Origin of the sequence: Cyanobium sp. Cruz-8D1 (assembly GCF_024345975.1) — a bacterium.
Taxonomy (GTDB): domain Bacteria; phylum Cyanobacteriota; class Cyanobacteriia; order PCC-6307; family Cyanobiaceae; genus Cyanobium.
On record NZ_JAGQCD010000008.1, the window covers coordinates 117035 to 126375 of the forward strand.

13 protein-coding genes and 1 pseudogene are annotated in these 9341 nt (G+C 61.6%); 11 read left to right on the plus strand and 3 right to left on the minus strand.

What is annotated here, in order from left to right:
* Window position 1 precedes the first annotated feature (1 nt).
* From KBZ33_RS07350 to KBZ33_RS07370, 5 genes are all read left to right on the plus strand, one after another.
* Window positions 2–2965 (plus strand): type I restriction endonuclease subunit R, encoded by a 2964-nt coding sequence (locus KBZ33_RS07350; protein WP_254951819.1) that lies wholly within the window; start codon window positions 2–4, stop codon window positions 2963–2965.
* A complete protein-coding gene (locus KBZ33_RS07355) occupies window positions 2962–3267 on the plus strand; it encodes a M48 family metallopeptidase (protein ID WP_254951821.1) in 306 nt (101 codons plus the stop codon). Before KBZ33_RS07350 ends, KBZ33_RS07355 begins: the two co-directional genes overlap by 4 nt.
* Window positions 3268–3376: 109 nt before the next feature.
* Window positions 3377–3748: a hypothetical protein gene (locus KBZ33_RS07360; RefSeq protein ID WP_254951823.1), complete on the plus strand. Its 372-nt coding sequence runs from the start codon at window positions 3377–3379 to the stop codon at window positions 3746–3748.
* A complete protein-coding gene (locus KBZ33_RS07365; protein WP_254951825.1) occupies window positions 3735–4004 on the plus strand; it encodes a BrnT family toxin in 270 nt (89 codons plus the stop codon). Before KBZ33_RS07360 ends, KBZ33_RS07365 begins: the two co-directional genes overlap by 14 nt.
* Entirely contained in the window at window positions 3964–4170 is a 207-nt protein-coding gene (locus KBZ33_RS07370; RefSeq protein WP_254951827.1) for a hypothetical protein, read from the plus strand. The genes KBZ33_RS07365 and KBZ33_RS07370 overlap by 41 nt, the downstream gene beginning before the upstream one ends.
* An 11-nt stretch (window positions 4171–4181) precedes the next feature.
* On the opposite strand, the gene KBZ33_RS07375 is transcribed toward KBZ33_RS07370, so the two are convergent.
* Complete coding sequence (locus tag KBZ33_RS07375) at window positions 4182–5558, minus strand: HNH endonuclease (RefSeq protein WP_396108132.1); 1377 nt, start codon at window positions 5556–5558, stop codon at window positions 4182–4184.
* Window positions 5459–5848 (minus strand): HNH endonuclease, encoded by a 390-nt coding sequence (locus KBZ33_RS21790; protein WP_396108134.1) that lies wholly within the window; start codon window positions 5846–5848, stop codon window positions 5459–5461. The genes KBZ33_RS07375 and KBZ33_RS21790 overlap by 100 nt, the downstream gene beginning before the upstream one ends.
* 191 nt (window positions 5849–6039) lie before the next feature.
* On the opposite strand from KBZ33_RS21790, the gene KBZ33_RS07380 reads away from it, so the two are divergent.
* Complete coding sequence (locus KBZ33_RS07380; protein ID WP_254951831.1) at window positions 6040–6672, plus strand: DUF433 domain-containing protein; 633 nt, start codon at window positions 6040–6042, stop codon at window positions 6670–6672.
* A gap of 100 nt (window positions 6673–6772) precedes the next feature.
* Window positions 6773–7048, plus strand: a pseudogene (locus tag KBZ33_RS07385) (hypothetical protein); the annotation flags it as partial.
* A 2-nt stretch (window positions 7049–7050) separates the two neighbouring features.
* Here KBZ33_RS07385 and KBZ33_RS07390 read toward each other — a convergent pair.
* A complete protein-coding gene (locus KBZ33_RS07390) occupies window positions 7051–7362 on the minus strand; it encodes an HNH endonuclease (RefSeq protein WP_254951833.1) in 312 nt (103 codons plus the stop codon).
* Window positions 7363–7787: 425 nt separating this feature from the next.
* Here KBZ33_RS07390 and KBZ33_RS07395 point away from each other — a divergent pair, with 425 nt between their 5' ends.
* From KBZ33_RS07395 to brnA, 4 genes are all read left to right on the plus strand, one after another.
* Window positions 7788–8000 (plus strand): type II toxin-antitoxin system HicB family antitoxin, encoded by a 213-nt coding sequence (locus tag KBZ33_RS07395; RefSeq protein WP_254951837.1) that lies wholly within the window; start codon window positions 7788–7790, stop codon window positions 7998–8000.
* Between the two features lie 35 nt (window positions 8001–8035).
* A complete protein-coding gene (locus tag KBZ33_RS07400) occupies window positions 8036–8227 on the plus strand; it encodes a type II toxin-antitoxin system HicA family toxin (protein WP_254951839.1) in 192 nt (63 codons plus the stop codon).
* Window positions 8228–8617: 390 nt separating this feature from the next.
* A complete protein-coding gene (locus tag KBZ33_RS07405) occupies window positions 8618–8881 on the plus strand; it encodes a BrnT family toxin (RefSeq protein ID WP_254951841.1) in 264 nt (87 codons plus the stop codon).
* On the plus strand, window positions 8868–9098 hold the full coding sequence (brnA, locus tag KBZ33_RS07410) for a type II toxin-antitoxin system BrnA family antitoxin (protein WP_254951842.1): 231 nt from the start codon (window positions 8868–8870) through the stop codon (window positions 9096–9098). Before KBZ33_RS07405 ends, brnA begins: the two co-directional genes overlap by 14 nt.
* Window positions 9099–9341: the final 243 nt, after the last annotated feature.

Consider the following 9341-nt stretch of genomic DNA (forward strand, 5'->3'; position numbering starts at 1 on the left):
AATGTCCAAACCCGGAGAACACAAAACCGTCCAAGCCCGGATTCTCGGCTATGCCGAGTCTATTGGCTGGACGATTGTGACCCGCGAAGAAGCCGAGCAGCTTCGCGGCTTTGATCCAGGCGCCCCACACGCGGACAGGGCCAAGAACCGGTCCCTCTTCTTCGACGATCTGCTTGACGCCAAGCTGCGCGAATTCAACCCGCGCTACGCCGAGGCCGAGGGCGCGTTGCTCGGGCAGTTCCGTCATCTGCACACCGACATCCACGGCAACCGGGAATTCGTCGAGCACCTGCGCAACCGTGGGAAGTTCTTCGATCACGAGGAGAAGCGCGAGCGTGATCTGATCCTGATCGATTACGACGACCGCGACAGGGTGCCGGAGGCACGCAAGAACATCTACGAAGTCACCGAGGAGTGGGCCTTCCACAACGGTCACTACGGCACCCGTGAGGATTTGGTCTTTCTGATCAACGGCATCCCCGTGCTGGTGATCGAATGCAAGAACGCCAATAAGCAGGAAGCCATCGATCTGGGTATCGATCAGATCCGCCGCTATCACCGCGAAACGCCCGAGCTGTTCGTCAGCCAGCAGCTGTTCACCGCCACCGATGCCATCGGCTTTTCCTATGGCGTGAGCTGGAACACAGTGCGGCGCAACCTCTTCAACTGGAAGCACGAGCAGGTGGGCCAGCTGGAGGCCAAGATCAAGAGCTTCTGCGCCATCCCGCAGCTCCTCGATTTCCTGCAGCACTACATCGTCTTCGCCGAGAAAGACGAAGAACTCAACAAATACATCCTGCGCCAGCACCAAACCGCAGCTGTCGATGCGTCCGTCGCCCGTGCCCTAGATCCCCACCGCCGGCGAGGCCTGATCTGGCACACCCAGGGCAGCGGCAAGACCTTCACCATGATCAAAACAGCGGAGCGGCTCTTCCGTGCCCCAGAAGCCGACAAGCCCACCGTGCTGTTGATGATCGACCGCAATGAGCTGGAAGATCAGATGCTCAAGAACCTCTCCGCCCTCGGCCTGGGCAACCTGGAGCACGCCAGCAGCATCGCCCGCCTAAACCAACTTCTCCGCGACAACTACCGGGGAATCATTGTCACGATGATCCACAAATTCCGCGACATGCCTGCGGATCTCAACACCCGCTCGAACATCTATGTGTTGATCGACGAAGCCCACCGCACCACCGGCGGCGACCTCGGCACCTTCCTGATGGCCGGCCTGCCGAATCCCACCTTCCTCGGCTTCACCGGCACCCCCGTCGACAAAACCATCTACGGCAAGGGCACCTTCAAAACCTTCGGCTGCGAAGACGACAAGGGTTACCTGCACAAATACTCAATAGCCGAAAGCATCGAAGACGGCACCACCCTGCCCCTCTACTACCAGCTCGCCCCCAACGAGATGCTCGTGCCCCACGAGATCCTCGACGCCGAGTTTCTCTCCCTTGCCGAAGCCGAGGGTGTGGCCGACATCGAGGAGCTCAACAAGATCCTTGAGCGGGCGGTGAACCTCAAGAACTTCCTCAAGGGCAAAGATCGCATCCAGCAGGTGGCCCGCTTTGTAGCCAGACACTATGTGGAGAACGTGGAGCCTTTGGGCTACAAGGCCTTCCTGGTGGGCGTCGATAGAGAAGCCTGCGCTCTCTACAAGCACGCCCTCGATGCCGTGTTCACCGAGATGGGCCTGCCCCCTGAGATCTCGGAGGTGGTCTACACCCGCAACAACAACGACACCGCCCTGCTCAAGGAGTTCCACCTCGACCCGAAAAAGGAGCGGCAGATCCGCAAAAGTTTCGGCAAGCTCGATCAGCAGCCCAAGATCCTCATCGTCACCGAGAAACTACTCACCGGCTTCGATGCACCCGTGCTTTATGCAATGTATCTCGATAAGCCGATGCGCGATCACACCCTGCTGCAGGCCATAGCTCGGGTGAATCGCCCCTACGAGAACGAGGCCCTTGAAATGGTGAAGCCCCACGGCTTCGTGCTCGATTTCGTCGGCATCTTCGACAAGCTCGAAAAAGCCCTCGCCTTCGACAGCGACGAGATCAATGCCATCGTCAAAGATCTCAAGCTGCTCAAGGTGCTCTTCCAGAACAAGATGGAGAGCAAGGCCCCCGCCTACCTCGCCCTTATTGAGCAGAACTTCAACGACAAGGACATTGATAACCTCGCCGAGCACTTCCGCGATCCCGAACGGCGAAAGGAGTTCTTTAAGGAATACAAGGAGATCGAGATGCTCTACGAGATCATCTCGCCCGATGCCTTCTTGCGGCCATTCATCGATGCTTTCACTACGCTCTCGGCCATCTACGCGATTGTGCGCAAGGCGTACAGCACCAGCGTAACGGTGGATCGTGAGTTTCAACGCAAAACCAATGCCCTCGTGCAAGAAAATGTCAGCGCGAGCCAGATCCAAGCCCGAGGCATTTTCGAGGCTGTGTTGATCAACAGCGACACGATTGAACTGATCAAGGCACGGCAGGGTGGAGACGGCACCAAAGTGATCAACCTGGTGAAAAGCATCGAGAAGTTCGCCGAAGAGAACAGCGATGATCCCTTCCTGATCGCCATGGCCGAACGGGCTCGGTTGGTGCAAGAGAGCTTTGAGCAGCGCCAAACCTCTACCGCCGAAGCACTGGAGGAACTGCTGGCCGAAGTTCGACACAACGAAGCACGCAAGAAGGAGCAGGCGGAGAGGGGCTTTGATGACTTGACATTCTTTGTTTTTCAGAACCTTGAAGCTGCACAAATCAGTCACCCCGTGGAAGTAAGCGCCAAGATCAAAGCGGCTTTCGTGCAGTTCCCCAACTGGCAAAGGAGCGACAACGAGTTGCGTGAGCTACGTAAGAAGGTCACATTTGCAATCTTTGCCGAATGCGATCAACTAGAGCAGGTCACGCCTTTGGTTGAGGGGCTATTTGCGTTGCTCTTGAAGATTGATAAGAACGGATGAGTTTTGCTGCGAAACTGGCCTTTAAGGAACGTGTGCGCTCCTGGGCACAAAAACTTGATGTGCATGTCGTATGGCTTGGTGTCCGTCCTATGCGCAGCAAGTGGGCCTCCTGCTCAACCAATGGCCACCTCAACTTCAGCGTTGATCTGCTCAGCCTGGATCCCACATTCTGGGATTATGTAATCGTTCACGAGCTTCTTCACTTTTCCATTCCTAACCACGGCCGGCTGTGGAAGGCCCTCATGCGGGCACATCTCGGAGACTGGGAAGAGATCGAGAAGAAACTCAAGCAGAACGCTTAAACCAATTGGGTCTTGATGATTGCCCTTCTGATCTCAGACATTTGTGAATCAACCATCACCCAGTGACTGATACACCGGTGGCACTGGCAAGAGCAGTCGCTCTACCCCCTTGGCCACCCGCGCCGTCTTTCCCTTCATCGGCTTTCCAGGAGCCCCGCAGTGCCATCTCTACCTCCATCACGACGGCTACCCCACCGGAGCCGCCTGGTGCTTTGCGGAGGCCCTGCGCGAAAATCCTGAACCCGCCTCCTTCCTCGCTGCCTTCCTGAGCACCCAGCAGCAAGCGGAACCCCTGGCCACCCCAGAGCAGGCCGCCGATGCCGAGTACCGCTACCGAGTGCAGCTCGTCCCGGACGCACACCCCCACCTACAAGTCCAGTGCTGGCGTCGGATCCCAGGCTGCCGCAGCTGGATTCCCCGCTGCGGACCCATGCCGTTGGCGCCCTTCATCCAGCGCTTCCTGCCCGGTGATCCGCTTTGACCCGGCCAAGCGCCTGCGAACCCTGGAGCAGCGCGGCCTGGATTTTCTTGATGCTGAGACTGTCTTCGCCGGCCCAACGATCGAGGTCCCCGATCGAAGGCGAGACTATGGTGAAATCAGAATCGTCTGCGTTGGATGGCTGCGAGGCCGCGCCGTGATCGTGGTCTACACGGAGCGCAACGACATCAGGCACATCATCTCCATGCGAAAGGCCAATGAGCGAGAACAACGTCGTTTTTTCCCCGATCTTTCCTGAAGGCAAGATCCACTCTGATCTTCAGCGCGTCGATGCCCATGTCATCCAACCCGAAGAATATGTAGAGATCCCCGAAATCACGGAGGAAGATCTCACTCACGCCGTGATCAAGCGCCCTGGCCAGCCGGATCAGCCTTTTGTGGCCAAACCAACCCAAGCCTCTTGACCCCTTAGGCCTCAGTGCCTCAGGGCTTCTCGGTGGGCACGCAAGAACGCCTCCTGCTCGCGGCTGAACGGCCGGATCAGATTCGCCCCTTGGATGCCCCAGCAGCGCAAGGCCTCGCCGGCGGCCTCGTGCTGCCAGATCAGCTCACCGCCTGAGTCGAAGCTGATCCAGTGGCGATCAAACAGCTTGTCCATATGGGGGGAGAGCAGCAGTCCGTTGGATCCGCTCAGCCGTTCGCAGTTGTCGCAGGATCGCCAGGGTTTGATGTGGCTCGCCACCAGGAACTCCTGCCGCGCCAGCCCCGTGACCCGGCAGGCCGGCTCCAGCTCCGACACCCGATGGCGAAACAACCCCTGCCCCAGCCGCGCCTTGGTGAGCGCATCGCGCTCGGTGCGGCTCGGCACCTCCCGCAACCGCTGCATGTCATCGAGCAGGGCATCGGTGTAGGCGCCCTCTTCCGCTAGTACCACCAGGTGCACCCGCACCGCCGGATCGGCGTGCTCCTCGATCAGCTTCACCAGCAGCAGCCCCAGGGTTTCGCTCAGCCCAGCCAGGTACACCCCCTGCAGTCCCTTCCCTGTGCTTGTGCTGATCGGGCTGTGGCGTTCCGGAAGCAGTGGTTGCAGCAGCTCAAAGAACGTCTGCGGCACCAGGGCCTGGCGCAGCGGCTGCCAGTTCACCCGCACCAGCCAGCCCTCCTGGCTCCAGTTCTCCCCCGCTGAGCCGAACTCCGGCGGCTTGGTGGCCGTGATCGCCGCCGTTTCCACCAGGCCGAGCTGGCTTTTGCGCCCGTTGGCATAGCTGAACACGACATCCCCCCGCTGGCAGTGGCTGAGGTTGTCGTAGGTCACGTTGCGGGCGCCGTTGGCATTGGCCTTCGGTGACCAGATGTAGCCGCCGTCGGTCTCTTGCCGGTAGGTCTGCTTGTGGTTCACCCACCAGTAGGAGGGCACGGATCCGGCCAGTACTTGTGTCTTTGTAGCCGAGGTGAGGCGGGCTGTCTTCAGTAGGCCCGTCTCGACGGGATTACCACCCGCACGCACCCAACCCCGCGGCTGCTCACTGCCCCCCTCTCGCCTCGGGATCCAATGCCAGTGCGCTTGAAACACCGTCTGACCCGCCGTCTCTCCTGAGTTCAGCCCCCCTCTTGCGTTGAGCAAACCAGCCCAGCCGCGGATCGACGCGTCCTGGGCACTCAGTTGCTCCCGCCGCAGCTTCAGCAGCTCCACCACGGCGTTCCACTCCGGCTGGTGCAGCTCCAGCCCGTCGGCCCCATGACGACGAGGGATCACCAGGCTGTGCCCATCGTTCTCCAGCAGCACCCGGTCGCTGCCCTCCAGCGCGCAGAACACACAGCCCGCTTCGCGGTGGCCGTAGCTGGCCTGCACACCGCGGAAGTCGGTGCGCCCTCTTGCGTAGGCAAACAGCCGTCGCGCTTGCCGGCGTTGCAGCGGAAGCAGAGCGCCTGCAGGTTGGTGATGGCGTCGGAGCCGGCCTGGTTTTTGGGGATGATGGGTGCCACCTCCAGGGCGCGCTGGTGCTCGTGCGCGCCGCAGCAATCGCAGCGGCCCTGGGCGCATCGGTGAAGCCGGTATCTCATCGAGCCGCTGATCGGGCTGCTCGCGGAAGGCATCGAGGCGCTGGCGGCAGAGCTCCAGCAGCGCGTCGCGCTCGCCATCGCTCAGCTCGTCGCCGCCGATCAGGCTGTAGGCGCCGTCGCTGGGGGGCCAGGTGGGGACTGCGGGGTGACAGGGGTGGCACTTGCCCATTGAGGAACCATCTCCTTTTGGCAATGGCCACCCACCCCGTCCACCAGGACACCAACCTCAGCTCACTTACTATGGTTCAGCCTGAAACATGGTTCCTGCGATGCCCCCAGCCCTCACCGCCGCCACAGGGGCTGCCCTGCTCGGAGCCGATGCCCGTCTGCTGAGTCAGGAATACCGCCGTGTGCTGGCCCCGCCCGAATCGCCTTCCTCCACAGCACCGCTGCGCCTGGGCTTTCGTGAGCTGCTCTACTTCCAGGTGGTCAGCGCACTGAGTGCCGAGGGCCTGCAGCTTTCGCCTGTTCAGAAGCGTCAGGTGTTCCGTGTCCTCACCGAGAAGACTCAGCGGTTGCCTGTGGACTCACCCCCGGGTCAGGTCGCTGTGGGTGAATGGTCCCGTGGCCACGGTGAACTGCGCAAAACCGGTGCGGTGTCCTTCAGCTTTGATCTCAGCAGCGTGAGCCGGGAGCTCCGGTATCGCTATCGGCTCCTCAGGCGGCCCCATGCCCTGGTGGAGAGCAATCCAGCCATCTGCTCGGGGCAACCTGTGTTTCGGGGCACCCGAATTCCAGTCGCCGTGGTTGTGGAGCAGCTGCGCTCCGGCGTCAGCCGCACCGACCTGGAGGCCGACTTTCCCCAGCTCAGCAGGCAGGCCCTCGACTACGCCCAGATCCAGGCCCGCCTGCCGAAGCCTCCAGGCCGTCCCCGCCAACCTCTCACCCTGCAGCGCGGCTGAAGGCCCATCCCTTGAGGCTGTTGATCGACGAAAACCTCAGCCCTCGTCTCGCCCGTTGGGTCTGTGACATGGGAATTCCAGCAGAGGCGGCCGTGCATGTGCTGCGGATGAGGATGTCTTCGCCCACGCACTGGCCTGGGATCAGATTGTGGTCACGGTGAACGTGGGGGATTTCATGCGATTGGCCGCCGCCATAGACGTTCACCCAGGCGTGATCGCTCTCAGGGAAGCTGGTTTGAATGCGGAAGAGCAATGGCTCAGGGTCCAGTCAGCCTTGCAGCTGATCAACCAGAGCCGTGACCCTGACATGGTTAACCGGGTGCTTGAAGTTCAATCCGACGTTGTTGTCCGATGGCATGAGATTCCCGCCAGCTGATCTCACCACCTCTGTATCGAATGAACCAGCTCCACCACGGCGTTCCACTCCGGCTGGTGCAGCTCCAGCCCGACGGCCCCATGACGACGCGGGATCACCAGGCTGTGCCCCTCGCTCACGGGATAGGCATCGGCGATGCAGAGCGCCTGCAGGTTGCTGATGGCGTCGGAGCCGCCCTGGTTCTTGGGGAGGATGTGGTCCACCTCCAGGGCCCGCTGGTGCTCGTGGGCGCCGCAGCACTCGCAGCGGCCCCGGGCGCATCGGTGAACCCTGTAGTTCACCGAGCCGCTGATCGGGCTGCTCGCGGAAGGCATCGAGGCGCTGGCGGCAGAGCTCCAGCAGCGCGTTGCGCTCGCCATCGCTCAGGTCGTCGCCGCCGATCAGGCTGTCGTGGCCATCGCCATGGGCGGTGATGCCGTTGAGGGTGAACCCGGCCCACCATCGGTTGCCCAGGATCCGCCGGGCCACGTCCTGCGCTGGGGCGGGGCTGCGGCGGCCGAGCAGTTCCAGCAGCATGAGCGGTTGGTAGATGTGGCTCATGCGCATCTGCTTGGCGATGTACTCGCGCAGGCGCTGGTAGGTGGTGGAGGGGGGCGGGGGCATGGGGGAATCCTGGCGGGTGTGACTGGGGGTGGCACTGGTGAAGAGGAAGTTCTGCCGCCAGGTCATGCTTCTCACCCGTCCATGGAACAGAAGTGGCAAGGTCTCTACGATGGGTGATCTGGAGTTGTCAGAGCCTGTGCGTACCTTCTCAGCCGTGATCGAGCGCTGCCCGGACACCGGTCTGCTGGTGGGGTATGTCCCGGGCTTCCCGGGGGCTCACAGCCAGGGCGAGACCCTCGACGAGTTGCAGGCCAACCTCCAGGAGGTGATCGCCATGCTCCTTGAAGACGGCGAACCTGCCTTGGAGAGTGATTTCGTAGGTCTGCAGCAGATCATCGTGCCGGCCTGAGCGTGGGCGCAACGCCGGTTCTCAGACCATCAGAGGTGGCAGACATCCTCAGAAAGCTGGGCTTCGAAGTTGTTCGTCAGCGTGGCTCCCACCAGCAGTTCCGTGATTCCCGCGGTCGCTGCACCACGGTTCCAATGCATAAAGGCCGCGATATCGCTCCTCCCTTGCTCCGCCAGATCACCAAAGACATCGGCATGACACTGGCCGAGTTCCTCAGCTACCGCTGAGTTCAGCATCTGCACAAAAGGCTGGCGCCGCAATGACAGCAGCTGGTTGCATTCCCTGTCGCTTCGGCGATGAACGCGCGCAGGCGAAGGAAGGCAGCAGTGGGGCTGGAGGCCATGGAGTGATGCTGGCGGCTGCCGGGCGACCGGGCCAGGTTTGGTTTTGGGCAGCCCGGCAGGCAGGCGCCCCTGCTGAGATCCCTTCTGGTGTGGCTGTGCCGCCCCAGTCCCCGACCCGTGCTCTCGACCGTCGCGTGGACAAGGGCCCGTCGTTATGAGCGTGGACGGCAGGCAGAAGGGAGAGAACCGGGATCCAGCAGCCTGTCCCGAGGACGGGGGCTTTCTGATTCGGAGATGCCCCAGAGGGCCGAAAAGGTATAGAATAAGCACCCTATGGAGTTCGCGTTCGATCCAGTCAAGAGTGACTCCAACCTTGCCAAGCACGGCATCGACTTCCTTGCTGCCCAGAAGCTCTGGAACGATTCGGAGCTCCTGGAGGTTCCGGCCCGCACCACCGGAGAGCCAAGATTTCCAGTGATCGGCAGGATTGGCCTCAAGCACTGGTCGGCCGTGATCACCGACCGCGACCGGTGCATCCGATTGATTTCCGTTCGGCGGTCCAGACCAGAAGAGGTGGAGCTCTATGAACAGTTCTGATTTCGATCAACGTTTCGATGCCGGCGAGTCCGTGCTTGAGGCCCTCGACCTCGGCGGTGCCCGTCGCCGTCGGCTCGAGCAGAAACGCGTCAACGTTGACATCCCCGTGTGGATGATCGACCAGCTCGATCGCGAAGCCAGCCGTCTCGGTGTCACCCGTCAGTCGATCATCAAGGTGTGGCTCGCGGAGCGGCTGGAGCAGCGGACGTCTGCTTGAACCCCGAGCTGTGACTTCTATCCAGAAGCATGAAGCCGCACCCAAATGGGATCCAGCAGCCGCAGCGCTTCACGCGCTGTAGGCCATGGTTTGCGCCGGTCAGATGTGCCCCAACGCTGACTGACGGACACAAGACCAAGAGCCATTGCGGCGCAATGGGTCTCAAGCCATTGGGTGGGCATGGAGCCATGAGAGGTTGGGGTTGCGACACCAAGCCAATCCCTCGTGGATTCCCACGCCCGG

What these genes read in the sequence shown, in the direction of transcription:
- KBZ33_RS07405 (WP_254951841.1), top strand. Translation starts at nt 8,618, where the DNA reads ATGGAGTTCGCGTTCGATCCAGTCAAGAGTGACTCCAACCTTGCCAAG.
- KBZ33_RS07390 (WP_254951833.1), bottom strand. Translation starts at nt 7,362, where the DNA reads ATGCCTTCCGCGAGCAGCCCGATCAGCGGCTCGGTGAACTACAGGGTT.
- KBZ33_RS07355 (WP_254951821.1), top strand. Translation starts at nt 2,962, where the DNA reads ATGAGTTTTGCTGCGAAACTGGCCTTTAAGGAACGTGTGCGCTCCTGG.
- KBZ33_RS07370 (WP_254951827.1), top strand. Translation starts at nt 3,964, where the DNA reads ATGAGCGAGAACAACGTCGTTTTTTCCCCGATCTTTCCTGAAGGCAAG.
- brnA (WP_254951842.1), top strand. Translation starts at nt 8,868, where the DNA reads ATGAACAGTTCTGATTTCGATCAACGTTTCGATGCCGGCGAGTCCGTG.
- KBZ33_RS21790 (WP_396108134.1), bottom strand. Translation starts at nt 5,848, where the DNA reads ATGGCGAGCGCGACGCGCTGCTGGAGCTCTGCCGCCAGCGCCTCGATG.
- KBZ33_RS07350 (WP_254951819.1), top strand. Translation starts at nt 2, where the DNA reads ATGTCCAAACCCGGAGAACACAAAACCGTCCAAGCCCGGATTCTCGGC.
- KBZ33_RS07380 (WP_254951831.1), top strand. Translation starts at nt 6,040, where the DNA reads ATGCCCCCAGCCCTCACCGCCGCCACAGGGGCTGCCCTGCTCGGAGCC.